The sequence below is a fragment of the Jiella soli genome (assembly GCF_020615385.1).
Classification (GTDB): Bacteria; Pseudomonadota; Alphaproteobacteria; order Rhizobiales; family Rhizobiaceae; genus VKMB-3413.
This window is the reverse complement of sequence record NZ_JAJAVB010000016.1, coordinates 139,949-165,586: the sequence shown is the minus strand read 5'-3', so window position 1 is coordinate 165,586 and position 25,638 is coordinate 139,949. Positions and strand designations below refer to the sequence as shown.

Genomic DNA, 25,638 nt, shown 5'->3' with positions numbered 1-25,638 from the left:
AGATCGTGGCGAGAACCGGGATCTTGGCATCCCTTCTGGCATTGCTGCTCGTAGCGGCACTTCTCCCGCTTCCCGGCGCTGCCCAGCCGGCCGGATCCGGGCCGTCGGCATCGACCGTCGACCGAACGGAACGCGCACGGCTTTTCGAAGCGCTGCGGGCAGCGCCGAACGAAAGGGCCGCCCGCGTTCTGGAAGACGCGATCTGGCGCCTGTGGATGGTCGCGCCGGATACTGAAACCGGCCGCCTCCTGAAAGCCGCGATGTCGCGGCGCGAGAGCTACGACTTCGCCGGGGCGCGCGAACTTCTGGACAAGGCGGCCGAGCGTGCGCCGACCTATGCGGAGATCTTCAACCAGCGCGGCTTCGTGCGTTTCCTGCAGGAGGACTATGACGGGGCACTCGAAGACGTCGACCGGGCCATCGAACTCGAGCCGAGGCATTTCGCCGCAATGGCCGGCCGGGTGATGATCCTGATGCGGCAGGGGCGCGCCGAACTCGCCCAGAAGCAGCTGCGCGAAGCGGTGGCGATCGACCCGTTCCTTAAGGAGCGCGCGCTTTTGATCCCCGCTCCATCGGCGCCCGCGGCGCCGAATGCTCCGAGGGGTCTCGATCTGTGACGGAGCGGGGACGGTACGCATACTCCGGGCGATGACGGCATTATGATTTCGCGAGGCGGCGGGCTCGGTTAGCCTGAACCCCGGACCCGACCACCGGCCGCCGAACCGCCGGGGCGTGTCCCGCCATCGCTCGGATCCGGGGGCCAGCCAATGCTCAAGACCGTCGCCGCAATCCTTTTCGCAGCCGCGCTTCTCGCTCCGGTCGCGGCCCGGGCCCAGCCCGTGCCGAGCACCTGCCTCGCGGTCGCCGAGAGCCTGCCCGGAGCGATCTATGCGGATTTCTCGGCAGATCGCGCCGGCCGCGATGTCGCGCCGCGCCTTGCCGCGCTGAACGACACCGTCACCATCACCTATGTCGCCCATTCCACCTATCTGATCGAAAGCCCGGCAGGCGTCGTCGCCGCGACCGACTTCGCCGGCTATGCCAGCGGCGCCCTCCCCGACATCGTGACGATGAACAAGGCGCATTCCTCGCACAACACGCCCTATCCCGACCCGGCGATCGCGAATGTGCTGCGAGGCTGGAATCCCGACGGGCCGGGCCCGGCCCGGCATGCGCTTACCGTCGGGGACATGTATGTGCGCAATGTCACGACCGACATCCGCTCCTTTGGCGGCTCCTATGCCGGCGCGATGGAGCACGACGGCAATTCGATCTTCATCTTCGAGGTCGCGGGACTGTGCATCGGCCATCTCGGCCACCTCCATCACGCCCTGACCAATTCGCACTATGCCCAGATCGGGCGGCTCGACGTCCTGATGGTGCCGGTAGACGGCGGCTACACGCTGAGCCAGGGCGGCATGGGCGAGACGGCCAAGCGCCTGCGCGCCCAGATCGTCCTGCCGATGCACCGCTTCGCCGGACCGATCGAGCGCTTCCTCGACAGGCTGCCGGACTTCGCCGTCGAGCGCCGGGCGACGCCGAGCCTCACGGTCTCGGTCCGCACCCTGCCGGAGCGGCCGACGGTGATCGTATTGAAGGGCGTGTGAGACCGCCCCCGTTCAAGCGACCTTCCGGCGAACGGCCGTCACGCCGCGCGTGCGTTCGCGGACCTGCGGGTCAGCCAGGCACAGCGCCACCGCCTCGTAACCCGGCGTTCCCGGATAGGGGGCGACAAGCATCGGCGGGCTGTGGTTGGCGGGGCACAGGATGATCGCCTCACCGCCGCCGACGGACGCGAGATCGAGGATCGACGAAGACCGCGTGGTGAAGAAGAGCGAGCCAGCGTCCGGCCCGCGACGTCGAAGATCGGCTATCAAGGCTTTCTGGGACGCCTGATCCAGCCCCTCCTCAAGCATGTTGATCACCAGTGCGCCGGATCGATCGGCTTCCAGATGCGTCACGAGGTCGAAGAGGATGCTCGACGGCGCCGCACCATTCTCAACGAGCCGGGCGTGTTGGTCTTCGGCCCGCGCGCCAAGGCGAGAATCCGCCCGCAATTCCTCCGCAGGCTGCCCCTCACAAGTGCGGCCGAGGGCCAGAAAGGCGGAGCCGGGCAGTTCTTCCGCCAAGCGCCGTGCCAGCCGCGTCTTGCCGCTTCCCAGCGGACCGATAATGCAGTTCAACGGCCGGATGTCGTTCAGCTGGAACCATTCGCCCCCCATGGCCAAGGCAGGGCAAAGGCGACAGCGGGCCCGTCGAACGAGCCCGGAAGCGAGCTAGGCCGAGCAAGCGGAACGGCCTGCTCGTCGCGAACCACGCGGCGCAATTTGCCCACCCTTTTCACTGCCTCGACCAGCTCTGCGATCCGGCTTTCGAGCAGAGTCTGATGGGCAGCCAGCGCTGGGCCGAGACTCCGGGAGTCACCGCCAAGGATCTGCGCCACGTCCAAGAGGCTGAGGCCGAGCGACCGCAGGGCGACGACTTCGGATGCACTCGACATATCGGCGGGACCATAGGTCCGCCATCCGGCCGCAGTTCGACCGGGCACGACCAGACCGCGCTGCTCGTAGAGGCGCAGCGCCTTTGCAGACACGCCGAGGCGTCTGGCGGCCTCGCTGGGGCTGAGATATCTCGCGGATTCGGGCACGACTCACCTCGCTGGTTCCGGCCGCACCTCTATGCGTCTGGCCCCAAGGGCCAGGTCAACGGGATATCAGCCGGACGACCACTCCCCATCGATGCCGGCCGGCCATCGTACCGCTCGCGTTCAATCCTGCGGCAGGCGCCGCAAGAGCCGCTTGCCAGCCTTGACCGACGAGCTTAAGGCAAAGCAGCAAGGTCCCCTTATCGATATCCCTCCCCGGCCCGGACCGTCGCGCCCGACGATCCGAGGCAGCCGCCGTCGGACGCCCCCGCGGCCATCATCGGTTGGTCTCCATGCCCGAAAGCCAGACGCTCCGCCGTCCCTTCATCGTCGCCGCGATCATGGCCGCCATGGCGATGATCGCCATCGAGGCGACGATCGTCTCGACCGCCATGCCGCAGATCGCCGGCCAGCTTGGCGACCTGCATCTTTATTCCTGGGTGTTCTCGTCCTTTCTCCTGACCCAGACGGCGATGACCGTCGCCTTCGGCAAGCTCGCCGATCTCTACGGCCGCCGGCCCATTCTTCTGATCGGCATCGCGATCTTCCTCGTCGGCTCGCTGCTTTGCGGCTTTGCCTGGTCGATGCCGACGCTGATCGCCTTCCGCCTGATCCAGGGCGTCGGCGCCGGCGCGATCCAGCCGGTGGCGCTCACCGTCGTCGGCGACATGTACACGGTCGAGGAGCGCGCCAAGGTCCAGGGCTATCTCGCCAGCATCTGGGGCATTTCCTCGGTGGTGGGGCCGCTCGCCGGCGGCCTGATCATCCAGCATCTCTCCTGGGCCTGGATCTTCTGGATCAACATCCCGGTCGGCATCCTCGCCGCAGCCGGCTTCATCGCCTTCCTGAACGAGGGGATCACCCGGGAAAGGCGCAAGATCGACGTCCTCGGCGCAAGCCTCTTCGCGATCTCGGTCGCGGCGGTGATGGTGGCCCTCACCGAGGCCGGCACGTCGAACAGCGCCGTCATCGCGGCGCTTGCCGTCGCGATCGCCTCCGGCGTCCTCTTCCTCGTCCAGGAACGGCGGGCGAGCGACCCGATGATGGATATCGGACTGTGGCTGCGGCGGGCGATCGCCACCGCCAATCTCGCCACCCTCCTCAGCGGCATGACCATCATCGGCCTCACCACCTTCCTGCCGATGTATGTGCAGGGCGTGCTCGGCCAGTCGCCACTGGTTGCCGGCTTTACGCTCACCGCCATGGTGCTCGGCTGGCCGATCGGCGCGACCGTCTCGGCGCGAAACTTCACGCGCTTCGGCCTGCGGCCGATCCTGATCTTCGGCGCAGCGCTCCTTCCGGTCGGCGCCTCCGTCTTCCTGTTCCTGCAGCCCGGCGTATCGCCTATCGTCGCCGCCTGCGGGTCGCTGGTCATGGGCTTCGGCATGGGCTTTTTGACCAATGCCGCCATCGTCATCGTCCAGAGCGCGGTCGGCTGGAGCGAGCGGGGGGCGGCGACCTCGTCCAACATCTTCGCACGCAATCTCGGCTCGACCCTCGGCGCCACCGCCCTCGGTGCCGTGTTCAATATCAGCCTGGCCAGCGGCGGCGGTTCGGCGCAGCCGGTCGATCTCGACCGGATCCAGCGCCTGCTCGACGTGCCGGGCGCCATCGCTGCGGAGCCGGCGATCCAGACCGCGCTCCACCATTCGCTGAATCTCACCTTCTGGGCGATGTTCGTCGTCTCGGCACTGACGCTGGCCTTGGCGCTCCTGGTGCCGCGCGCCAAGCCGGCGCCAGCCCCGGCACCGGCTGCAGCCGCCCGCGAGGCGCTGCCGACCGCGGAGGCGTGACACCCAGAACACGAAAAACGTCGCCGACACCCGCAGCCAGGCAGGCCTGATCGCCCTTCACGGGACGATGGCAAGTTGCCGCGAGCGGCCGCCGCCGGATCTTCGTCGCGCTTTACTATGATCAGCGCCCGAAGGACTTACGAAGGTGCATGGAAAATTAACCCTGACATGAGGCTCCTTGTCGGGTTAGGGTCTTTGCGTACACAGATTCGCGAGAGAGCAACCTGACGCTGGGGGATGTTGGCCGTCGTGCCCGCCGAGCTTTTTGACCCGCCGCTCCTCCCGTTCACCCTGGCGCTCTGCGGCGTGCTGGCGATCGCGCTTCTGGAAGCGCTGTCGGCGATCCTCGGTCACTCTCTCTCCGGGCTCGTCGACGATGCCGTGCCCGACATCTCGGCATCCCATCCGGAGATGGACGCGCATCTGGAGGTGGAGGGCGGGCATGGCGCCTTCGAGGGCTCCCATTTCGATGCCGCCCTGTCCTGGCTCTCCTTCGGACGGGTGCCGCTGCTCGTCCTCGTCATCCTGTTCCTCCTCGGCTTCGGCGGCACCGGCTTCGTCTTGCAGGTCGCGGCGGCGAACCTCTTCAGCGCCGCGCTTCCCCCAGGCCTCGCCGCGATCCCGGCCGTCGCCGGCGGCGGCCTGTTCATGCGGTTCCTCGGCCGGGCGATCGGCCGCGTCATCCCGAAGGAGGAGACCGCCGCGATCAGCCGCGAATCCTTCGTCGGCCGGATGGGCATCGTCAGCGCCGGCACGGCGCGCACCGGCCTGCCGGCCCAGATCCGCATTACCGACGAGCACGGCACGACCCATTACCTCCTTGCCGAACCGGACGACGAAGGCGACGCGATCGAGACGGGAACGCCGGTGATCGTCATCTCGCTGGCGGGAGCGAAGGCCCGCGTGATGCGTGATCCTACCGCCTGAGATCCTGCAACGCAGCGCGCCGGTCCGCCCGGTCGCGAACCATGACGGAGACTATGCCGTGAATGAGATCTTCATCCTGATCGGAGCGATCGTCGCGGCGATCGTCGCCGTCTTCCTGATCTTCGCCCGGCTCTACCGACGCTCGTCGAAGGAGGTGTCATACGTGCGCACCGGCCTCGGCGGCCAGAAGGTGATCATGAATGGCGGCGCCCTGGTCATGCCGGTGCTGCACGAGGTCATCCCCGTCAATATGAACACGCTGCGCCTGGAAGTGCGCCGCGCCGACGAGGCGGCGCTGATCACCCGCGACCGCATGCGCGTCGACGTCGTCGCCGAATTCTACGTCCGCGCCCAGCCGACCGCCGAATCGATCGCCAATGCCGCCCAGACGCTCGGCCGGCGGACGATGGAGCCGGAAAGCCTGAAGGACCTCATCGAGGGCAAGTTCGTCGACGCGCTGCGCTCGGTCGCCGCCGAGATGGCGATGGAGGAGCTGCACGAGCGGCGGATCGACTTCGTCCAGCGCGTCCAGAACGCCGTTTCGGAAGACCTCCTGAAGAACGGCCTGGAACTCGAGACGGTGTCTCTGACCGGCCTCGACCAGACCAAGCGCGACTATTTCAACCCCGACAACGCCTTCGACGCCGAGGGCCTGACCAAACTCACCCAGGAGATCGAGGAGCGGCGCAAGAAGCGCAACGATATCGAGCAGGACACCCAGGTCGCGATCGCGCGCAAGAATCTCGAAGCCGAGCAGAAGCAGCTCGAGATCACGCGAGAGCAGGAATATTCGCGGCTGGAGCAGCAGCGCGAGATCGCCATTCGCCGGGCGGCGCAGGAGGCGCTGATCTCGACCGAGAAGTCGCAGCGCGAACGCGAGGCGAAGGAGGCCCAGATCAATGCCGAGCAGGAAGTGCGCCGGCGCGAGATCGCCCGCGAACAGGCCGTTGAGGCCGCCGAGATCGAGCGCAAGAAGACGATCAAGCTGACCGAGCAGGACAGCGAGATCGCCGTCGCCGACCGGTCCCGCGCGCGGTCGGAGGCGCAGGCCGAGGCCGACGCCGCGAGGGCGCTTGCCGTGCGGGCCGCCGAGCAGGTCGAGACCGTCCGCGAGATCGAGGTTGCCGAGCGCCGCAAGCAGGTCGAACTCGTCGAGGCGCGCAAGGCAGCCGAGCGGCAGGCGATCGCAATTCGCGTCGCCGCCGAGGCGGATCGCGACGCCGCCGAGGACCGCGCCGAGGCGCAGCGCCAGGAAGCCCGCGGCGACGGCGACCGCTCGCGCATCCTCGCCGAAGCCGAGGCCGACGCCGTGCGCCAGCGCGCCGAGGCCGACGAGGTCCGCTTCCGGGTCGAGGCCGAAGGCAAGCGCGCCATCAACGAGGCGGCGAACATGCTGTCCGCCGAGCAGATCGCCATGCAGGTGCGCCTGCGCCTGATCGAGGAACTGCCGAAGATCATCGCCGAGAGCGTCCGTCCGATGGAGCGAATCGACCAGATAAAGATTCTCCAGGTCGACGGGCTCGCCGGCGCTTCCGGCGGCGGAGGCGGAAATGGCGCAGGGGGCAACGACGGCGCCTCGATGTCCGACCGGCTGGTGAACTCGGCGCTGCGCTACCGCGGGCAGGCGCCGCTGGTCGACGCGCTCTTGAAGGAGCTAGATCTCGAAGGCGGCCTCGGCAATCTCGGCCGCAGCGCGGCCAAGATGGGCGAGAGCGGGGCGAACGGTGCGGGCCCGGCAGCGACCTCGCCCGCCAATGGCAAGCAGCCCGGCGCTTGAGAAGGGCCGGCGGGGACGGCCGTACCGCAGGAAGGTCTCCGGGGCGCCGCAGGCCCCGAAGACAGCGTCAGAGCGATCCGGCCGGAGATCGGCAACCGGGCCGGACTGTGCCAGAGAGCGAGAATGCTTAGGCATCCGCGCGCTGCACAGATTCCGATTTTCGACGCCAAGCCAGAGGCTTGACGAAAATCAGGAATCGGAACCAGGCGTCATTTCCAATGCCTCCCGGTATCAGCTTTCGAAGAAGCGGACGCGGCCGGTCGCCAGATCGTTCATCGCGCCGACGATCCTGACGCTGCCGGCGTTGACCATCTCCTTGATCGTCGGGCTGTTGTCGAGAATGAAGCGCTCTGCCAGCGCGACATTGGCGTCGGCGACCTTCTGCACGAAGTCCGGGTCCTTCGAGGTGCCGGCCTTCCCGCCAGCGGCGGCCATCTCGACGGCCGGGCGGATATTCTTCAGCGTCGCCGTCAGATTTCCGAGTTCGACATTGTCGATTGCGCCCTTGATCGCACCGCAGTCGCTGTGCCCGAGAATGCAGATCAGCCGGGCGCCGGCCACCTTGGTCGCGAATTCGAGGCTGCCGAGGATGTTCGTGTCGACGAAATTGCCGGCGATGCGGGCATCGAAGACGTCGCCGATCTTCTGGTCGAAGACGAGCTCGGGCGGCACCCGCGAGTCCATGCAGCCGACGATCGCCGCGAAAGGCGCCTGGCCGGCCGCGGTTTCCTGCGCCTGGGCAAGAAGATCGCAATTGATCGTCTTTCCCGACACGAAGCGTTCGTTGCCGGCCTTCAGACGAGCCAGGGCCTTGGCGGGCGACGTCTCGCGCTGGCGGGCCGGCGTGAAGACGGCACAGGTGTCGCCCTCGGCCCCGAGGGACGGACGGGCGATCATTGCGAAAGGAACGGCGGCAAGACAGCCGCAAATCATGCGTCTCGTGAACATGAGAAGAGCTCCACCGTGCGGACCGTCCCGCACGATGCAACTATGAATTAATACTTCATAGTCGGCTAGATGAGCCGGCGCCGTCCGTAAAACCCTATGAAGAACCGGCAAATGCATTCAACAGCATTTGCATCAATGTTCCGGATGGCCGGCCGCACTCACGTCACCGTCGGCGCCCCGCCATGCGCCTGGGCCGGCACCGTTGCCGGGTGGCTGGTGCCGGCGGCGGCCGCCTTCTCCCGATCCAGCCGCCGCTTGCGCCGCGCCAGCATGTTCAGCGCCTCGACCAGACCCGAGAAGGCCATCGCGGCGTAGATATAGCCCTTCGGCACGTGGAAGCCGAGGCCGTCGGCGATCAGCGTCATGCCGATCATCAGGAGGAAGCCGAGCGCCAGCATGACGATGGTGGGGTTCTGTTCGATGAAGCGCGACAGCGGCCCGGAAGCGACCAGCATCACGACGACCGCGAAGATGACGGCGATCATCATGATCCCGACCTCGTCAGTCATGCCGACGGCGGTGATGATCGAATCGATCGAGAAGACGAGATCGAGGAGGAGGATCTGGACGATCGCCGCGCCGAGCGTCACCGTCACGGCCTTGCCGATCATCGTGTCCTTGTGATCCTCGGGGTCGACGGAGTGGTGGATTTCCTTCGTCGCCTTCCAGACCAGGAACAGGCCGCCGGCGATCAAGATCAGGTCGCGCCAGGAAAAGCCGTGGCCGAACGCTGTGAACAGCGGCTCGGTCAGCTGAACGATGAAGGCCACGGTGGACAGGAGGCCGAGCCTGAGGACGAGCGCGAGGCCGATGCCGATCCGCCGCGCGGTGGCCCGCTGCCTCTCGGGCAGCTTGTTCGACAGGATCGAGATGAAGACGAGGTTGTCGATACCGAGGACGACCTCCATCACGATCAGCGTGAAGAGGGCGACATAGGCAGAGGGGTCGGCGAGGAAGTCGAAATAGTCGGCCATCGGGGCTCCGGAAGCGCGAGAGGTCGGCTGGCGACGGGCCCGTCTCGGATGAGAAGAACCGGACGTCGCAACAGGGTCTCCGACGCGTAGCGGAAATTGCTCACCGCGCCGTTCGACCTGATGTCAGATAGGACTGCGATCTGCAGGAAACAGTGCTGCCTACCAAAAGTCCGGCACGCTCTCCGACAGCCTCGCGCCCAGCCGCACCGCCGCGACCTTTTCGGCAAGCCCGGTACGGTCGGAGATCTCGACGGCAAGCCCGGCGATCGTCGCCGGCCCCTGCGCCGCCTCGAACCTGCCGCGCGGCACCTTGGTGAGGAAGCGGTTGAGCGGCTCCTCCTTCTCCATGCCGAGCGAGGAATCATAATCGCCGCACATGCCGGCATCCGACTGATAGGCGGTGCCGCCGACGAGGATCTGGTGGTCGGCGGTCGGCACATGGGTGTGCGTGCCGACGACGACGGAGACGCGACCGTCGAGAAAGTGGGCGAAGCCCTGCTTCTCGCTGGTCGCCTCGGCATGGAAGTCGAAGATGATGGCGTCGGCCTGTTCGCCGAGCGGGCAGGCGCTAACGAGCCGGTCGGCGCAGGCGAAGGGGTCGTCGAGGTCCGGGCTCATGAACACCCGGCCCATGACGTTGGCGACGAGCACGCGGGCGCCGTTCCGCGCCTCGAACAGGCCGGAGCCGTTGCCGGGCGCCCCCGGCGGGTAGTTGGCGGGCCTCAAAAACCGGTCGTGGCGCGTCGCGAACTCCAGCGCTTCGCGCTGGTCCCAGACATGGTTGCCGGTCGTCACGACGTCGGCGCCGGCATGGATCGTCTCCTCGAAGATCGCCTCGGTGATCCCGAAGCCGCCGGCCGAGTTCTCGCCGTTGACGACGACGAAATCGAGCTTCCAGTCGGCGACGAGGCCGGGCAACCGGTTGAACACCGCAGTGCGCCCGGACCGGCCGACCATGTCCCCGAGGAACAGGAAGCGCATCAGGCGGCGTCCGGCTTGGCGTCGCGCTGGGCCTGGTCGAGCTTCTTGAGCGCGGTCTTGACCGCCGGGCGTGAACCGACGCGCTCGATCCAGCCCATCAGCGCCGTAAGGTCTCGCGCGCCCTCGTCCTTCAGCCCGGAAACGCCGGAGCGGACCCAGCCGAAATTGATGATGTCGGCGATCGAGTACTCCCCCGCGAGATAGTCGCGATCCTTCAGCCGGTCGTCGAGGACGCCGAGGACGCGCAGCGATTCGTCGCGGTAGCGCTTGATCGCATACGGGATCTTCTCGTCGGCGAACATCGCGAAATGGTGCCACTGGCCGAGCATCGGCCCGGTATTGCCGACCTGGAAGAAGGTCCAGCCGAGCGCCTCGACGCGGGCCGGTCCGGATGCCGGCAGGAACAGCCCGGTCTTCTCGGCGAGATAGAGAAGGATCGCACCGGATTCGAAGACGCGCTGCTCGCCGCCGCCGTCCCGGTCGACGATCGCCGGAATTTTGCCGTTCGGGTTGATCGCCAGGAAGTCCGGCGCCTTCTGGGCGCCGCTCGAGATGTCGATCATGTGAAGCTCGTACGGCAGGCCGCACTCCTCCAGCATGATGACGGGCTTTTCGCCATTCGGTGTTTGCCAAGTGTAAAGATCGATCATCGATTGTCCCAGAAATGTCGTCATTTGCCTCAAAAGCGGCGTTGGCGGCGAAGCTAGAGCAACGCGCAAGAAGATCACGGGGGCACTGGCAGCGGTCGGGCCAGGCCCTGGACGGAGAAGCGAGGATGGCGATGATGAAGCATGGCCCGAACGGGCGGAGCGGCCTTGGCCGGTTTGCCGGACTTCTCGCGCTGGCAGCCATGGCGATGCTGTCCGCCTGCGCCGCGACGCCGGGCGAGGTGGACGTCGCCGGCACCCGGCAGATCTCAGTGGACCGGGCGGGCGCGCTGGCCGAGATCAACGCCTTTCGCGCCGGGCACGGTCTCGGCCCGGTGCATTTCGACGCCGTGCTCGACAAGGCCGCCGAACGGCAGGCCCGGGCCATGGCCGCGCGGGGGCGGCTCAGCCACACGGTCGACGGGGATCTCAGCAGCCGAATGCAGGCCTATGGCTACCGCCGCAGCGCCGGGGCCGAGAATATCGGCTGGAACTATCGCTCGACATCGGCTGTCATGAGCGGCTGGGAAAACTCGCCCGGCCATCGCGAGAACCTCCTCAATCCGCGGGTGTCGGAAGCGGGCTTCGCGGCGGCGACCGGCGCCAATGGCGAACCCTATTGGGCGCTGATCCTCGGCGCGCCGCGCTGACGCGGGCCGCGCTCGTTCGGATTCAGGAGCGGATGACGCCCGTTTCCGTGACGATGAGCGGAAGTCGCACGTCGTGCGGCTCCATGGGAACCGCCTCCACCTCCTGGCAGGCGAAGGCGACGCCGACGAGAACCGGCTCCCGGCCCTTGGCGCGCAGCGCGGCGATGGCCGTATCGTAATAGCCGCGGCCGTAGCCGATGCGCCCGCCGCGCTGGTCGAAGGCGGAAAGCGGCACCAGCATCAGATCGGGGTCGAGCACTGCCGCCTCCGTCCCGGGGGCATAGGTGCCGAAGCCCTGCGGCTCCAGCGGCGCGCCGCGAACGAGATGGCGAAATTCCAGCTTGCCCGCTGCGATCGCCGGCACGCAGAGCCTCGCCCCGCGATCTGCAAGCGTCATCATCGCCGGGCGAATATCGATCTCGGAGCGGATCGGCAGAAAGCCGGATACGACGTCAGGCGGGCTCACGAACTCCTGTGCAATCCGATCGCAGACGGCGAGCGAGGCCTCGATGCGCGCTTCCTCGGACATGGCGTCGCGCCGCTCCAGCGAGACGCGGCGAATATCCGCCTTGGTGTGGTGGCTGTCGTCCATCGGCCCTCTCCTCCCCGCGACACTTGGCCGAGCAGAGGCGAAAGGGCAAGGTCCGAGCCGAAAGGCCGATCTGAAAGGAGGGAAGTTGGCGAACCACCCGGCCGATGAGGAAGTCGAACCCGGGAACCTACAACGTAGGTGGGCGCCGTATGCCCCGGCCCACGAGCCGAGGCAGGAACAGCTCCCTTGGGAATGACTAAGGCCCCGAGGAAATGTTACCCCTGTCGAACCGCGCAGCCCGCCGAGACCACATATAGGCGAGAACCAAGGGCACTGAAAGAGGGGCTGCCTCTCGGACCGGAGGCCCTGCGCCCGCACGCCGGACACCCGTCGTTTCGCGGCAAGTTCGGGGGCGGCGATTCAACCGGCCCAGCGCTCAAGGCGCGAGACCCGCTTGGCCGGCTGGACGTGATCGCCGGCACGTGATCCCGTCACAGAAAATGCTTGGAGAGCTTCAGCCCCTGCGCCTGATAGTTCGACTTCAGATCCGCGCCGTAGAGCCGCTCCGGCAGCGCGGCCATGTGCTCGTAGACGAGGCGGCCGACGATCTGGCCGTCCTCCAGGATGAACGGCACGTCGTGGCTCCTGACCTCGAGGACGGCGCGGCTCCCGGAGCCGCCCGCCGCCGAATGGCCGAAGCCCGGATCGAAGAAGCCGGCATAGTGGACCCGGAACTCGCCGACCAGCGGATCGAAGGGCGTCATCTCCGCCGCAAACGCGGGCGGAACGTGGACGGCCTCCTTGGAGACGAGGATGTAGAACTCGTCGGGATCGAGCACGAGTTCGCCGGCGCCGCTGCGATGGATCGGCTCCCAGAAATCGGCGAGAGGATAGGCGCCCCGCCGGTCGAGATCGATGACGCCGGTGTGGCGCTTGCCGCGATAGCCGACGAGACCGGCAGCGTCGCCGGCCAGATCGATCGACAGGGCGATGCCGCCGCCGGAGATGTTGGCGTCCGGCGCCGTCGTCAGCCGCTCGGCCGCGTGGAGATCGGACAGCTCGGACTCGGCGAGCGTCGCCTCGCCGGAGCGGAAGCGGATCTGCGACAGGCGCGATCCGCGCCGCACCAGGATCGGGAAGGTACGCGGCGAAATTTCCAGATAAAGCGGGCCTCGGTAGCCGGCCGGGACCTTGTCGAATTCCTGCGCCCCGTCGGCGAGGACGCGGGTGAAGATGTCGAGCCGGCCGGTGGAGGATTTCGGGTTGGCGGTCGCGCGGACGCCCTGAGGTAGCGACAGCACCTCCAGGAGCGGCACGACATAGACGCAGCCGGTCTCCAGCACCGCGCCGCCCTCCAGGCTGAACTCGTGCAGCGAGAAGCGGCCGAGCTTGGCCCTTACCGAGTGCCCCTGTCCCGGCAGGAAGCTTGCCCGGACCCGGTAGGCGACGGGCCCGAGCCTCAGGTCGAGGCTTGCCGGCTGGATCTGGTCGTCGTCGCGCGGACCGATGGTCGTGAGCGCGCCCGCCTCGAAGAGCGCGGCGATCTCGCGATCCGGCAAAATCCCTCCGCGCAGGTCCTGCATCAATTCCGGCTCCTCAAGCACCTTGTCTCGCTGCTTGACGCCTAGCCGGAACGCAGCTATTTGCAAAGGTCACTAGTGGTGATTTGGCCGGCCGGCTTGCAGCCACTTTAAACAACTCGCTAAAGGGCCGTTTTGACGAACATCGATTCGACGAACCGGCTCGGCGGCAACGCGGCCGGTTTTTTGTTGTTCGGAGACATGACATGGCGAAGCGCAAGGACGACCGGCGGCCCCTCAGACCCGCGACGGCGATGGTTCACGGCGGCACGACCCGCTCGGGCTTCGGCGAGACCTCCGAGGCGTTGTTCCTTACGCAGGGCTTCGTCTACGAGAGCGCGGAAGCCGCCGAGGCGCGCTTCAAGGGCGAGGCGCCGGGCTTCATCTATTCGCGCTACGCCAATCCGACCGTCCGCATGTTCGAGGAGCGGATGATGGCGCTCGAGGGCGCCGAGGATGCCCGCGCCACCGCTTCGGGCATGGCGGCGGTCGCCGCGGCGCTCCAGTGCCAGGTGCAGGCCGGCGACCATGTCGTCGCGTCGAGGGCCCTCTTCGGCTCGTGCCGCTATGTCATCGAGACTGTGCTTGCGCGCGCCGGCGTCACCTCGACCATCGTCGACGGCCGCGATCTCGATCAGTGGCGGGCGGCGGTTCGCCCCGAGACCAAGGTGTTCTTCTTCGAAAGCCCGGCCAATCCGACGCTTGAGATCGTCGACATCGCGGCCGTCGCCGAGATCGCTCACGCTGCCGGGGCGAAGCTCGTGGTCGACAATGTCTTCGCCACGCCGATGTTTCAGAAGCCGCTCGAACTCGGCGCCGACATCGTCGTCTATTCCGCGACCAAGCACATCGACGGCCAGGGCCGCTGCCTCGGCGGCATCGTGCTCTCGTCGAAGGAATGGATCGACGAGAACCTCCACGACTACTACCGCCACACCGGGCCGGCGCTTTCGCCGTTCAATGCCTGGGCGCTCCTGAAGGGGCTGGAGACGCTGCCGCTGCGCGTCGCGCAGCAGACGCGCTCGGCCGCACGCGTCGCAGATCTCCTGGCGGAGAGCGGCAAGGTCCCCAAGGTCCTCTATCCGGGCCGCGACGACCATCCGGACGCGGCGATCGTCAAGAAGCAGATGACCGGCGGCTCGACCCTCGTCGCCTTCGAGGTCGCGGGCGGCAAGGAGGCGGCCTTCCGCTTCTCCAACGCGCTGGAGATCGTCCTCATCTCCAACAATCTCGGCGATGCCAAGAGCCTGATCACCCATCCGGCGACGACGACCCACAAGAACCTCACGCCGGAGGCCCGCGCCGAGCTCGGCATCGGCGACGGCCTGCTGCGGCTGTCGCTGGGGCTCGAGGACATCGACGATCTCGTCGAGGACATCGAAGCCGCGCTCGCGGCGGTGTGAGGCCGGCGTTGCAGCCGCTACCGCTGCCGGCGCCTGGCAGAAGTGGACGTCGGCGAGGCGGCATCCCCCTTCTCCCGCTTGCGGGAGAAGGGGCCGTTGCGTCACCCGAACGTTTTCGCCGCCAGCCAGACCCGCGAAACGAAGGTCCAGGCGGTCATCGCCGCGAACACCGCGGCGATGACCGGAAACCAGGCCGGAAACAGGCAGAACAGCACGAAGGCGATCAGCGTCTCGCTGGCCTCGGCGAGGCCCGTCGTGAAGAGCAGCGACTTGCCCGCGCGCTTCGCCTCGGGAATGCGGCGCTTTTCCGTCATCACCGCAAAGGCGAGAACGCTCGCGCCATTGGCGTAGAAGGTTGCGAGGAGGATCGCGGCGGCCAGCGCGTTCTGCGCCGGATCGAGCAGCGCGAAGGCAAGCGGGATCGCGCCGTAGAAGACGAAATCGAAGGTAATGTCGAGAAAGCCGCCGAGATCGGTCGGGCGGGTACGCCGGGCGATGGCGCCGTCGAGCCCATCCGCGAGGCGTGAGACGAGGATCAGGCCGAGGCCGGGGAGTAGCTGTCCGAACGCGATCGCCACCGCCGCGCCGAGGCCGATGACGAGGCCGGCGATCGTCATCGTGTCGGGCGATACGCCGAGCCGGACGAAGCCCGCCGCGATCCGATCGACCGGCGGATCGATCCGCTTCCTCAGCACGCTGTCGAGCACGATGCCGTTTCCTTCGCCACGCTTGCCGTCCCGATTGACCTTTCGCGCCCGGATGACGTTCTATTACACAGGTTCAACCGACGGGCATTCGGATCCGGTCATGTACCAGGCGAAGACACGGCAGATCACGGTCACCGTCACACCCACCTTCCTCGACGAACAGTCGCAGCCGGAGCGCGGCCGCTGGGTCTGGGCTTACACGGTCGAAATCGAGAACGGCAGCCATGAGACGGTACAGCTGAGATCACGATACTGGCACATCACCGACGCCAATGGTCACGTCGAGGAGGTGCGCGGGCCCGGCGTCGTGGGCGAGGAGCCGGTGCTGGAGCCGGGCGACAGCTTCACCTACACCTCGGGCTGTCCGCTCGGCACGCCGTCGGGCTTCATGCGCGGCCATTACCGGGTGCAGTCAACGGGCGGCGCGTTCTTCGAGGTCGAGATCCCGGCCTTTTCGCTGGACGTGCCGGCGGGCCAGCGGGTCCTGAACTGACGGTCCCGTCCGTGCCGTGGCCCGCAGAAGCGTATCCGCAGGCAAGCGGCCTGGCTCAATGGCGCGACTGCGGGCCCTCGCCGTCCGTGTCCGCATCGAATTCGGACGGGTCGAACTCGTAGCCCTGGCCGCAGAATTCGCAGGTGACCGCGATGCGGCCGTCCTCGATGCTCTCGTCGATCTCCTCCGCCGAGAAGTTCGAGAGGACCTCCTTGATGCGCACGCGCGAGCAGGAGCAGTCGTCGATCACCGCGTTCGGCGGAAACACCCTGACGCCGCGCTCGTGGAACAGGCGGAAGAGCAGACGCTCGACGCCCACCTCCGGATCGGTCAGTTCGGAGGCGTCGATCGTATCGACCAGAGCCCTGACCTCCAGCCAGGAATCGTCCATCTCTGAGGCCTCGTCATAGTCCTCGGCCTCAGAGCCCTCCGGAGCATCGCCGCCCGGCAGGTCCGGCAGGCGCATGCGCTCGGGCGAATCCGGCAGGAACTGCGCGATGAGGCCGCCGGCGCGCCAGCTCTCGACGAAGCCGGCCTCGCCGCGCCGCGCGATCTTGGCGACGGCGAGCTTCACCGTCGTCGGGATCTGTTCGGACTGGCGGAAATAGCTCTCGGCCACCTCCTCCATCGTCGCGCCATTCAGCTCGACGATGCCCTGGTAGCGCTGGGTGTACTCGCCCTGGTCGACGGTGAGCGCCAGGATGCCGTTGCCGAGCAGCGCCTCCGGCGTCGTCGCGCCGGCGGAGATCGCCGTCGCCAGCTTCTCCTCGTCATAGCGAGCATAGGCCCTGACGCTGGACGGGGTGGCGAAATCGACGACGAGGAGGTCCACCGCTCCGTCCGTCTGGGTCTGGGCGATGAACTTGCCCTCGAATTTCAGCGATGTGCCGAGCAGCACGGTGAGCACGATCATCTCCGCGAGCAGGCGCGAGACCGGCTCCGGATAGTCGTGCCGCCCGAGGATCTGGTCGAGCATCGGGCCGAGCTGAACCGCGCGGCCGCGCGCATCCAGCGCCTCGGCCGCGAAGGGGACGACGGCATCGTCACCGGCGAGCTTCAGATCGCCGAGCGTGCGCGGCGTTTCAGCCATGAGCCACACCCTTGCCATTCCGGTCCGGCGCGGCCACGTCGACGGCACCGAAGCACCAGGCGAGGATCGACTTCTGCGCATGCAGGCGGTTTTCCGCCTCGTCGAAGACGACCGATTGCGGGCCGTCGATAACGCCGTCGGTGACCTCCTCGCCGCGATGGGCGGGCAGGCAGTGCATGAACAGCGCCTCGGGCTTGGCATGCGCCATCAGGCGCTCGTTCACCTGATAGGGCATGAAGACGTTGTGGCCGCGGGCCTGGTCCTCGCGCCCCATCGAGACCCAGGTGTCGGTGACGACGCAGTCGGCGCCGGTCACCGCCTCGACCGGGTCCCCGGTCGTCAGGATCGAGGCGCCCTCGCCGCGAGCCCATTCGACATAGCGCATGTCGGGCTCGGAACCTTCCGGCGTCGCGATCTTCATGGCGTAGCCGAAGCGGGCCGAGGCTTCGACGAGGGAGGAGAGCACGTTGTTGCCGTCGCCGGACCAGGCGATGGTCTTGCCGGCGACGGGCCCGCGCTTTTCCTCGAAGGTCATGATGTCGGCCATGATCTGGCAGGGATGGGTGTCGTCGGTCAGCCCATTGATCACCGGCACGCTGGCGTGATCGGCCATCTCCATCAGCCGGTCATGCGACGTCGTGCGGATCATGATCGCGTCCACATAGCGCGACAGGACGCGGGCCGTGTCGGCGATCGTCTCTGAGCGGCCGAGCTGCATCTCGGCGCCGGAGAGGAATAGCGTCTCGCCGCCGAGCTGGCGCATGCCGACGTCGAAGGAGACGCGGGTGCGCGTCGACGGCTTGTCGAAGATCATCGCGAGGACCTTGCCGGCGAGCGGCTTCGGGCCTTCGCGCCCGACCGCCTTCCTGGCGATGGCATCGGCGATGATCGCCTTGAGCTCGGTGGAATCGACGGCAGAGATGTCGAGGAAGTGTCTGGGAGCTGTCATCTTGGTGGATCCCCTCAGGCGCTTTTCCGTTCGCCGGCGAGCGACAGGCTGCCCACGGCCGCCTCGATCCGGTCCATCCCCTGGCGCACCTCCTCGGCGGTCACGGTCAGCGGCGGCAGGAGCCGCACCACATTGTCGCCGGCCGGCGCCGCCAGGAGCCCGTTTTCGCGCATCGCGACGACCAGGTCGCCGTTCGGCACCTTCGCCTTCAGCCCGATGAGGAGGCCCTCGCCGCGCACCTCCTCGAGCACGTCGGGGTAGCGATCGATGAGCGAAGCCAGCGACTGCTTGAAGAGGAGTGCGACGTCCTTGACGTGGTCGAGGAAGCCGTCTTCGAGCACGACGTCGAGGACGGCGTTGCCGACCGCCATGGCCAGCGGATTGCCGCCATAGGTGGTGCCGTGCGTGCCGGGGGTCATGCCCTTGGCCGCCTCTTCGGTCGCAAGGCATACGCCCATCGGAAAGCCGCCGCCGATCCCCTTGGCCGAGGCCATGATGTCGGGCGCGGCGCCCGAATGCTGATAGGCGTAGAACTTGCCGGTGCGCCCGACACCGGTCTGCACCTCGTCATAGATCAGGAGGATGCCGAGCTCGTCGCAGAGTTCGCGCAGGCCCGTGAGGCAGGGCAGCGGCACCTTGCGGATGCCGCCCTCGCCCTGGATCGGCTCGATCAGGATGGCGGCGACGTCGGCTTCCGCCGCCGTCTGACGCAGTGCGTCATGATCGCCGAAGGGCAGCTGGTCGAAGCCCGGCGCCTTGGGACCGAAGCCTTCGAGATATTTCGCCTGGCCGCCGGCCGCGATCGTGGCGAGCGTGCGGCCGTGGAACGCCCCCTGGAAGGTGAGGATGCGTATGCGCTCCGGCGCGCCGTTGACGTAGTGATAGCGCCGCGCGGTCTTGATCGCGCATTCCAGCGCCTCGGCGCCGGAATTCGTGAAGAAGGCGCGGTCGGCGAAAGTCGCGGCAGTCAGCCGCTCGGCCAGCCGCCGCTGCCCGGGGATCTCGAAGAGATTGGAGGTGTGCCAGAGCTTTTCGGCCTGGTCCTTCAGCGCCTTCACCAGATGCGGATGCGCATGGCCGAGGACGTTTACCGCGATGCCGCCCGAGAAATCCATGAAACGTCGCCCGTCGGTCGCCTCGAGCCAGACGCCCTCGCCGCGCTCGAATGCGACGGGCGCGCGGGCATAGGTCTGGTAAAGCGGCGAGTGATTATCCATCTGTTCGGGCATGGCGGTCGGCTCTTTCGGCGTTCCCCGCTGATCGGGTTCCAGAAACGTCAAAGCCTGCCGCAGGGCAGGCTTCGTTCGAATGCTCCGATGTCTCGGAAGCCAAGCTATACCACGCCGCGCCCGTCGAGTGTCAATCGAGGCGGAAAATGGCGGTGTCCGAGCCAATCCGTGCGTTCGCGCGCGGAACAAGGTTGGGGAAAAGTTTGGAATGGATTCCATGGGAGCGGCCCGACTCTTGTCACCGAGTCAGCCAATGCGTTAATGTCCCGGTCAGATACTAGATTTCGAGCGGCGGACCTAGTCTCACCATATATGTTGTGTTTCTTCGCGCGCCACGCTGTGCGCGGAGCTGATGGATTCCGTCCAGCCGCCATTGCAGAAGGAGCCTGATCATGGGCTGGACCGACGAGCGCGTCGAAATGTTGAAACAGCTCTGGAGCGATGGCTTCAGCGCCAGTCAGATCGCCGATCGCCTCGGCGGCGTCAGCCGCAACGCGGTCATAGGCAAGGTACATCGCCTGAAGCTGGAATCGCGGGCCAAGGCGCCGGGAGCGCCGAGCGTCAGCCCGCAGCCGGCCGTCGAGCAGCAGCCCGCGACGGTCGCCGTGGCCGCGCGGGAAGAGACGGTGGAAATTCCCGCTCCGCGGATCGTGGTCGCCCAGCCGGCGCCGACCATGGTGCGCCAGATGCCGCGCAGCGTCGGCGCGACCGCGCTCAAGGTCGAGATGGAGCCGGAATTCGAGACCGAGGTCGACGCCGTGCCGCAGCGCCAGGGTGCCGAGGTCGTTCCGATCGCGCGCAAGCTGACCCTCGTCCAGCTGAACGAGCGCACATGCAAATGGCCGGTGGGCGATCCCCTGCTCCCGGACTTCCATTTCTGCGGCAACCATTCCGGCGACTCCTCGCCCTATTGCGCCTATCACGCCAAGCTCGCCTTCCAGGCGGTGACGGAGCGTCGGCGGGTTCGCTGATCGGACGCATCGCCCCGGGAAGCGATCGCCGCGTCCCGACCACGACCGGATGATTTTCGCCGCCGCGGGCTCCAGTCCGCGGCGGTTTTTCATTGGTCCCTCCCGGCGCAGGGAGCGTCACATGGCCGACGCATGGCCGCGATATCCGGCGCGCTCGTCGGCGATCACCGGATCGGCGACGTAGCAGGGCGGATTGCCCGGATGGAGATCAGGAACATGCCAGGACGCGACGCCTTCACCGCCCCCGGCCGCTTTTACCGCGGCAACATCCACACCCACTCGACCCGCTCGGACGGGGCGCTGACGCCGGACGAGGTCTGCCGGCGCTATGCCGAGGAAGGCTACGACTTCCTGTGCCTGTCGGACCATTTCCTGAAGCAATTCGGCTTCCCGATCACCAATACCGAGCCCTATCGCACCAATCGGATGACGACGATCCTCGGCGCCGAGATCCACGCGCCGCAGAACAGCCAGGGCGAGATCTGGCACCTGCTCGCCTGCGGATTGCCCGAAGACTTTCCGCCTCTCGGCGACGACGAGGATGCCGTCTCGCTGGCCAGGCGCTCGGTCGAGGCCGGCGCCTTTCTCGGCATCGCCCATCCCAACTGGTCCTCGCTCTCGATCGAGGACGGGCGGCAGATGGCGGGCCTCGCCCATGCGGTCGAGATCTGGAACACCGGCTGCGCGATCGAGTGCGACCGCGGCGATGGCGGCTATTTCCTCGACATGCTGCTGAACGAGGGCAACCGCCTCGGCGCCTATGCGGCCGACGATGCGCATTTCAAGATCGCCGATGGTTTCGGCGGCTGGATGATGGTGAAGGCCGAGACCAACGAGCCGGAGGCGATCCTCGCGGCGATGAAGGCCGGCCACAGCTACTCCTCGCAGGGTCCGGAGATCGCGGCGCTGGCCGTGCGCGACGGCAGGCTCGAGATTGCCTGTTCGCCCGCCGGCACGATTGCCGTCCTCGGCCGCGGCTCGCGGGCAGAATCCGCGATCGGCTCCGGCCTCACCGAAGCTTCGCTCGACCTTTCCCGCTTTTCCGGCGACTGGTGCCGGGTCGTTGTCACCGACGCCTCCGGCCGGCGCGCATGGACCAATCCGCTCTGGCTTTGACCCCGGAGGCCGCGTCCCGGCCGGACATCTCTCCGGAGCGCGGCACTTGGAAACGCCGCGGTGGCCCGTCAGCTCTCCACCAGAAGCTCGACGCGGTCGGCGAGAAACCGGCTGCGCGAGACCTGGATCGGGACATCGTCCGCATCGTAGTTCGCCGACTGCGTGACGAGAACGATGGCGTCCGGCGGACAGGCGAGATGCTCGGCGTCGGCCCGGCTGACCCGTTCGGCGCCGATCCGCGTCTGCCGGCGGCGATAGTCCTCCACCCCGTGCGCCGCGAGCGCCTTGGTGACCGACCCCGTCTCCGCATAGGCGGTGACGATGTTGGCGAAGCGCTCGGCCGGAAACCAGACCGTGCCGACGGACAAGGGGACGCCGTCGGCGACGTGCAGCGTCTCCAGCCGATGGAGCGGGGCGCCGGGCCGCAGCCCGAGCTCGCGCGCGAGGCTCGCATCGGCCAATTCGCGCGTCGCGCCGATCAGCCGGCCGGCCGGCTGGCGCGCCTGCCGCGAGACGTTTTCGGTGAAGCGCGTACGTGCGCCGACCGGATAGACCAACCGCTGCGGCGAACGCTCGACGAAGGTGCCACGTCCCCGCTCCGAGCGCACCAGACCCTCCGCCGCAAGCACCGACAGGGCCCGGCGAACGGTGTGGCGGTTGACCCCAAAGCGCGCGGCAAGCTCCGTCTCGACCGGCAGCCTGTCCGCGCCGCCCGCGATCATCTCGCGGATCTCGTCGGCGACGAGGCGCCAGCGGGCGATCCCGGCTGCAGTCCGATCCATCGATAACCGTCCTTCTCGTGAAATATCGCAGGCTCTGCGGCGAGCGTCATTGTCGCGTCATCGAAGCTGGTCTATGTCTAGCACATCAAATCTAGTTGTCTAATCAAATATACTAATATGCTGCCAAACATCGAGACCGATCCTGCGAATGCCCCATCGGGGGCGGCTCTTGCGGATGCCAGGCGCCGGGCGATGGAAGCCTTCGCCGCCGCCGATCCCGCCCTGCTATCGGAGGCATGGTCGCGTCTTGCCGGCGGCATGGCGGCGACGATGCTGCGGGGGCCGGAGGCGGGCCTTGTCATGCTGCGTGGCCGTATCGGCGGCGGCGGCGCGCCGTTCAATATCGGCGAGGCGAGCGTCGCGCGGGCGAGCGTCCGGCTGTCATCCGGCGAAGTCGGCCATGCCATGGTGCTCGGCCGCGACCTCGATCATGCCCGCCTCGCGGCGCTGTTCGACGCCGGATGGCAGCGGCCGGACTGGCGGGACGCGATCGAGGTCGAGGTGATCGCGCCGGCGCTGGAGGCGCGGGACGCCGCGGACTGCAAGACCGCCGAGGAGACCGAGGCGACAAGGGTCGACTTCTTCACCATGGTCAGGGGGGACGACTGATGAGCGATCTTTCGCCCGCCGCAGATCACCGCGCGGACACGGCCGCGCTCGAAGGCGGCTTCGCCGACCCCGTCTTCGACGCCCAGGCCGTCTTCGCGGCGCTGATGAACGCCTTCGCCCGGCCGGGCACGATCGCCGAATTGGACGAGCGGGCGCAGCCGCCACTCCCGCTGCCGCCTGCCGCAGGCGCGGTGCTGGCGACGCTCGCGGACGCCGACACGCCGGTCTTTCTGGACGGGGCGGCAGCGGCCGGACCGATGGGCGCCTGGCTCGGCTTCCACACGGGAGCGCCGATCGTCGCCGAGCCCGAAAAGGCCCGCTATGCGCTGATCGCCGAGCCGGCCGCGATGCCTGATCTTGCCGCCTTCTCGCTCGGCACCGATGCCTATCCGGATCGCTCGACGACGCTGATCCTGTGCCTTCCGGACCTTGCCGGGGGGCCGGTGCTGCGCCTCACCGGACCCGGCCTCGAGACGGAGGCGAAGATCGCACCTTCCGGCCTGCCGAACCGCTTCCTGGCGGACTGGCACGCGAACCGCAAGAAATTCCCGCGCGGCGTCGACGTGATCCTTGCAGCCGGCGGAACGGTTCTCGCGCTTCCCCGCACCACCCGGATCGAGGAGGCCTGACATCATGTATGTGGCCGTCAAGGGCGGCGAGGCCGCCATTGCCAATGCGCATCGCCTGCTCGCCGACAGGCGCCGCGGCAACCGCTCGGTTCCCGCCCTCACCCTGGAGCAGATCGCAGAGCAGCTGGCGCTTGCCGTCGACCGAGCGATGGCCGAGGGCTCGCTCTACGACCCGGAACTCGCCGCGATGGCGATCCGCCAGGCGCGCGGCGATTTGATCGAGGCGATCTTCCTCATCCGCGCCTATCGCACCACACTGCCCCGTTTCGGCGCCTCGCGGCCCGTCGAGACCGGCCGCATGCGGATCGAGCGGCGGGTGTCCGCCACCTACAAGGACATGCCCGGCGGCCAGCTGCTCGGGCCCACCTTCGACTACACCCATCGGCTGATCGACCCGACCATGGCCGGCGACGAACCGGTCGAGGACGGCGCCCGGCGTGACTGGCCCGGCGAGCCCTGCCCGCGCGTCACCGACATTCTCGGGCAGGAGGGGCTGATCGAGCCGGACAAGCCGGCCGAAGCCGCCGAGCCCGGCGATCTCACCCACGACCCCCTGAATTTTCCGGCGGACCGGGACCTTCGCCTGCAGGCCCTGTCGCGCGGCGACGAGGGCTTCCTCCTGGCGCTCGCCTATTCCACCCAGCGCGGCTACGGCCGCACGCATCCCTTCGTCGGCGAGGTCAGGATCGGGCTCGTCGACATCGAGGTCGAGATGCCGGAGGTGGGCTTTCCGGTGACGATCGGGCGGGTGCGGCTGACCGAGTGCCAGATGGTCAACCAGTTCCAGGGCTCGTCCAAGGAGCCGCCGCAGTTCACCCGCGGCTACGGCCTGGTCTTCGGCCAGAGCGAACGGAAGGCGATGGCGATGAGCCTCGTCGACCGGGCGCTCCGGGCCGACGAATTCGGCGAGGAACGCAATGCCCCGGCGCAGGACGAGGAATTCGTCATCGCCCATTCCGACAACGTCCAGGCGACCGGCTTCGTCGAGCACCTGAAGCTGCCGCATTACGTCGACTTCCAAGCCGAACTCGACCTCGTCCGGCGGATGCGGCGCGAACAGGCGGGGCGGACGGCGGGTGCCGCGGACGGGGATAGCGAAGAAAGGGACGCCGCCGAATGACCGCCGCCCTGCCGACCTACAACTTCGCCTATCTCGACGAACAGACCAAGCGGATGATCCGCCGCGCTATCCTGAAGGCGATCGCGATCCCCGGCTATCAGGTGCCGTTCGCCTCCCGCGAGATGCCGATGCCCTATGGCTGGGGCACCGGCGGCGTTCAGGTGACGGCGTCGATCATCGGGCCGGACGACATCCTCAAGGTCATCGACCAGGGCGCCGACGACACCACCAACGCCGTCTCGATCCGCGCCTTCTTCGCGCGGGTCGCCAAGGTCGCGACGACCACGAAGACGGCCGAGGCGACGATCATCCAGACCCGGCACCGCATTCCGGAAACGCCGCTGAAGGAGGGCCAGACCCTCGTCTTCCAGGTGCCGATCCCGGAGCCGCTGCGCTTCCTGGAACCGCGCGAGACCGAGACGCGGGTGATGCACAGCCTGGAAGAATACGGGCTGATGCATGTGAAGCTCTACGAGGACATCGCCCATCACGGCCACATCGCCACGACCTACGCCTATCCCGTCAAGATCGAGGGGCGCTACGTCATGGACCCCTCGCCGATCCCGAAATTCGACAATCCGAAACTGCACCGCTCGCCCGCGCTGCAGCTCTTCGGCGCCGGCCGCGAGAAGCGAATCTACGCGCTGCCGCCCTATACCGACGTCGTCTCGCTCGACTTCGAGGACCACCCCTTCCGCATCCAGGCCTTCGACCGCCCCTGCGCGCTCTGCGGCGCGGAGGACGTCTATCTCGACGAGGTGGTGACGGACGACCGCGGCGGCCGGATGTTCGTCTGTTCGGACACGGATTACTGCGAGGAGCGGCGGGAGAAGGGGTTTGTGGGGACGGAGGGTGGCGGGGAAGATGGCGAGAGCCGGATTACAAGGGAGCCGGTGTGATGGCGGCATTTTTCGAGATGCCGAGCCCCTTCGCGCCCCCCTCTGCCTGCCGGCATCTCCCCCGCAAGGGTAGAGATCAGCTCTTGCGGCGCCGCGGTCTCTTCTTTGAACTCCGACGCCTGCGCCGCCGAGGAACTTTGGGCGCGACCTGCGCGCGAGATCGATCTCCCCCCTTGCGGGGGAGATGT

The 25,638-nt window shown here is 67.6% G+C and carries 27 protein-coding genes, 1 other RNA gene and 1 riboswitch; of the genes, 14 read left to right on the top strand and 14 right to left on the bottom strand.

The features are described 5' to 3' along the window. Positions 1-5 precede the first annotated feature (5 nt). Together LH400_RS10305 and LH400_RS10300 are read left to right on the top strand one after the other, a co-directional pair. A complete protein-coding gene (locus LH400_RS10305; protein ID WP_229152585.1) occupies positions 6-617 on the top strand; it encodes a tetratricopeptide repeat protein in 612 nt (203 codons plus the stop codon). A gap of 150 nt (positions 618-767) precedes the next feature. Next, positions 768-1,607 carry an MBL fold metallo-hydrolase gene (locus LH400_RS10300; protein ID WP_229152584.1) on the top strand — a complete coding sequence of 280 codons (840 nt, stop codon included), beginning with the start codon at positions 768-770 and terminating at the stop codon, positions 1,605-1,607. Positions 1,608-1,619: 12 nt separating this feature from the next. On the opposite strand, the gene LH400_RS10295 is transcribed toward LH400_RS10300, so the two are convergent. Beyond that, on the bottom strand, positions 1,620-2,129 hold the full coding sequence (locus LH400_RS10295; RefSeq protein ID WP_229152583.1) for a hypothetical protein: 510 nt from the start codon (positions 2,127-2,129) through the stop codon (positions 1,620-1,622). Between the two features lie 68 nt (positions 2,130-2,197). Further along, positions 2,198-2,593 carry a MerR family transcriptional regulator gene (locus LH400_RS10290; RefSeq protein ID WP_229152686.1) on the bottom strand — a complete coding sequence of 132 codons (396 nt, stop codon included), beginning with the start codon at positions 2,591-2,593 and terminating at the stop codon, positions 2,198-2,200. Between the two features lie 344 nt (positions 2,594-2,937). On the opposite strand from LH400_RS10290, the gene LH400_RS10285 reads away from it, so the two are divergent. The 3 genes from LH400_RS10285 (at position 2,938) to LH400_RS10275 (ending at position 7,141) form a co-directional block, all read left to right on the top strand. Beyond that, a complete protein-coding gene (locus tag LH400_RS10285) occupies positions 2,938-4,437 on the top strand; it encodes an MDR family MFS transporter (protein ID WP_229152582.1) in 1,500 nt (499 codons plus the stop codon). 249 nt (positions 4,438-4,686) lie between these two features. Next, positions 4,687-5,364, top strand: coding sequence for an OB-fold-containig protein (locus LH400_RS10280; protein WP_229152581.1), 678 nt, complete (start codon positions 4,687-4,689; stop codon positions 5,362-5,364). A gap of 58 nt (positions 5,365-5,422) precedes the next feature. Next, a complete protein-coding gene (locus LH400_RS10275; protein WP_229152580.1) occupies positions 5,423-7,141 on the top strand; it encodes a flotillin family protein in 1,719 nt (572 codons plus the stop codon). A 231-nt stretch (positions 7,142-7,372) separates the two neighbouring features. Here the strand turns inward: LH400_RS10275 and LH400_RS10270 are convergent, their stop codons facing one another. The 4 genes from LH400_RS10270 to LH400_RS10255 form a co-directional block, all read right to left on the bottom strand. After that, complete coding sequence (locus LH400_RS10270; RefSeq protein ID WP_229152579.1) at positions 7,373-8,089, bottom strand: carbonic anhydrase family protein; 717 nt, start codon at positions 8,087-8,089, stop codon at positions 7,373-7,375. A 158-nt stretch (positions 8,090-8,247) separates the two neighbouring features. Beyond that, positions 8,248-9,063 carry a TerC family protein gene (locus tag LH400_RS10265; protein WP_229152578.1) on the bottom strand — a complete coding sequence of 272 codons (816 nt, stop codon included), beginning with the start codon at positions 9,061-9,063 and terminating at the stop codon, positions 8,248-8,250. Between the two features lie 159 nt (positions 9,064-9,222). Further along, complete coding sequence (locus LH400_RS10260) at positions 9,223-10,044, bottom strand: TIGR00282 family metallophosphoesterase (protein WP_229152577.1); 822 nt, start codon at positions 10,042-10,044, stop codon at positions 9,223-9,225. After that, entirely contained in the window at positions 10,044-10,694 is a 651-nt protein-coding gene (locus tag LH400_RS10255) for a glutathione S-transferase N-terminal domain-containing protein (protein ID WP_229152576.1), read from the bottom strand. Before LH400_RS10255 ends, LH400_RS10260 begins: the two co-directional genes overlap by 1 nt. 125 nt (positions 10,695-10,819) lie before the next feature. On the opposite strand from LH400_RS10255, the gene LH400_RS10250 reads away from it, so the two are divergent. Further along, positions 10,820-11,341: a CAP domain-containing protein gene (locus LH400_RS10250; protein WP_229152575.1), complete on the top strand. Its 522-nt coding sequence runs from the start codon at positions 10,820-10,822 to the stop codon at positions 11,339-11,341. A 22-nt stretch (positions 11,342-11,363) separates the two neighbouring features. Here LH400_RS10250 and LH400_RS10245 read toward each other — a convergent pair whose 3' ends face one another. The 3 genes from LH400_RS10245 to LH400_RS10235 form a co-directional block, all read right to left on the bottom strand. Next, entirely contained in the window at positions 11,364-11,933 is a 570-nt protein-coding gene (locus LH400_RS10245) for a 5-formyltetrahydrofolate cyclo-ligase (RefSeq protein WP_229152574.1), read from the bottom strand. 86 nt (positions 11,934-12,019) lie between these two features. Next, positions 12,020-12,176: non-coding RNA, 6S RNA (ssrS, locus tag LH400_RS10240), on the bottom strand. Between the two features lie 188 nt (positions 12,177-12,364). Then, a complete protein-coding gene (locus LH400_RS10235; protein WP_229152573.1) occupies positions 12,365-13,456 on the bottom strand; it encodes a 2'-deoxycytidine 5'-triphosphate deaminase in 1,092 nt (363 codons plus the stop codon). Between the two features lie 65 nt (positions 13,457-13,521). After that, a riboswitch (SAM riboswitch) is annotated at positions 13,522-13,599 on the top strand. 60 nt (positions 13,600-13,659) lie between these two features. Here LH400_RS10235 and LH400_RS10230 point away from each other — a divergent pair. Next, positions 13,660-14,856, top strand: a complete 1,197-nt coding sequence (locus tag LH400_RS10230; RefSeq protein ID WP_229152572.1) for an O-succinylhomoserine sulfhydrylase — start codon at positions 13,660-13,662, stop codon at positions 14,854-14,856. Positions 14,857-14,957: 101 nt separating this feature from the next. On the opposite strand, the gene LH400_RS10225 is transcribed toward LH400_RS10230, so the two are convergent. Continuing rightward, positions 14,958-15,563, bottom strand: coding sequence for a CDP-alcohol phosphatidyltransferase family protein (locus LH400_RS10225; RefSeq protein ID WP_229152571.1), 606 nt, complete (start codon positions 15,561-15,563; stop codon positions 14,958-14,960). 100 nt (positions 15,564-15,663) lie between these two features. Between LH400_RS10225 and apaG the strand changes: the two genes are divergently transcribed. After that, complete coding sequence (apaG, locus tag LH400_RS10220; protein ID WP_229152570.1) at positions 15,664-16,056, top strand: Co2+/Mg2+ efflux protein ApaG; 393 nt, start codon at positions 15,664-15,666, stop codon at positions 16,054-16,056. A 55-nt stretch (positions 16,057-16,111) separates the two neighbouring features. Here apaG and LH400_RS10215 read toward each other — a convergent pair whose 3' ends face one another. The 3 genes from LH400_RS10215 to LH400_RS10205 are packed head-to-tail and all read right to left on the bottom strand — an operon-like array spanning position 16,112 to position 19,324. Next, positions 16,112-17,146 carry an Hsp33 family molecular chaperone gene (locus LH400_RS10215; protein WP_229152569.1) on the bottom strand — a complete coding sequence of 345 codons (1,035 nt, stop codon included), beginning with the start codon at positions 17,144-17,146 and terminating at the stop codon, positions 16,112-16,114. Beyond that, positions 17,139-18,095 (bottom strand): ornithine carbamoyltransferase, encoded by a 957-nt coding sequence (argF, locus tag LH400_RS10210; protein WP_229152568.1) that lies wholly within the window; start codon positions 18,093-18,095, stop codon positions 17,139-17,141. Before argF ends, LH400_RS10215 begins: the two co-directional genes overlap by 8 nt. Positions 18,096-18,109: 14 nt before the next feature. Then, positions 18,110-19,324 (bottom strand): aspartate aminotransferase family protein, encoded by a 1,215-nt coding sequence (locus LH400_RS10205; protein ID WP_229152567.1) that lies wholly within the window; start codon positions 19,322-19,324, stop codon positions 18,110-18,112. A gap of 392 nt (positions 19,325-19,716) precedes the next feature. Here LH400_RS10205 and LH400_RS10200 point away from each other — a divergent pair, with 392 nt between their 5' ends. Both LH400_RS10200 and LH400_RS10195 read left to right on the top strand, forming a co-directional pair. Then, complete coding sequence (locus LH400_RS10200) at positions 19,717-20,295, top strand: GcrA family cell cycle regulator (RefSeq protein ID WP_229152566.1); 579 nt, start codon at positions 19,717-19,719, stop codon at positions 20,293-20,295. 132 nt (positions 20,296-20,427) lie between these two features. Beyond that, positions 20,428-21,411, top strand: a complete 984-nt coding sequence (locus tag LH400_RS10195) for a CehA/McbA family metallohydrolase (RefSeq protein WP_229152565.1) — start codon at positions 20,428-20,430, stop codon at positions 21,409-21,411. 68 nt (positions 21,412-21,479) lie between these two features. Here LH400_RS10195 and phnF read toward each other — a convergent pair whose 3' ends face one another. Beyond that, positions 21,480-22,193 carry a phosphonate metabolism transcriptional regulator PhnF gene (gene phnF / locus LH400_RS10190; RefSeq protein ID WP_229152564.1) on the bottom strand — a complete coding sequence of 238 codons (714 nt, stop codon included), beginning with the start codon at positions 22,191-22,193 and terminating at the stop codon, positions 21,480-21,482. Positions 22,194-22,310: 117 nt separating this feature from the next. On the opposite strand from phnF, the gene phnG reads away from it, so the two are divergent. The 4 genes from phnG to LH400_RS10170 are packed head-to-tail and all read left to right on the top strand — an operon-like array spanning position 22,311 to position 25,450. After that, positions 22,311-22,802 (top strand): phosphonate C-P lyase system protein PhnG, encoded by a 492-nt coding sequence (gene phnG, locus LH400_RS10185; protein ID WP_255616997.1) that lies wholly within the window; start codon positions 22,311-22,313, stop codon positions 22,800-22,802. Next, positions 22,802-23,431: a phosphonate C-P lyase system protein PhnH gene (gene phnH / locus LH400_RS10180; protein WP_229152563.1), complete on the top strand. Its 630-nt coding sequence runs from the start codon at positions 22,802-22,804 to the stop codon at positions 23,429-23,431. Before phnG ends, phnH begins: the two co-directional genes overlap by 1 nt. A gap of 4 nt (positions 23,432-23,435) precedes the next feature. Continuing rightward, on the top strand, positions 23,436-24,551 hold the full coding sequence (locus LH400_RS10175; RefSeq protein WP_229152562.1) for a carbon-phosphorus lyase complex subunit: 1,116 nt from the start codon (positions 23,436-23,438) through the stop codon (positions 24,549-24,551). After that, positions 24,548-25,450 carry an alpha-D-ribose 1-methylphosphonate 5-phosphate C-P-lyase PhnJ gene (locus LH400_RS10170; protein WP_229152561.1) on the top strand — a complete coding sequence of 301 codons (903 nt, stop codon included), beginning with the start codon at positions 24,548-24,550 and terminating at the stop codon, positions 25,448-25,450. The genes LH400_RS10175 and LH400_RS10170 overlap by 4 nt, the downstream gene beginning before the upstream one ends. Positions 25,451-25,638: the final 188 nt, after the last annotated feature.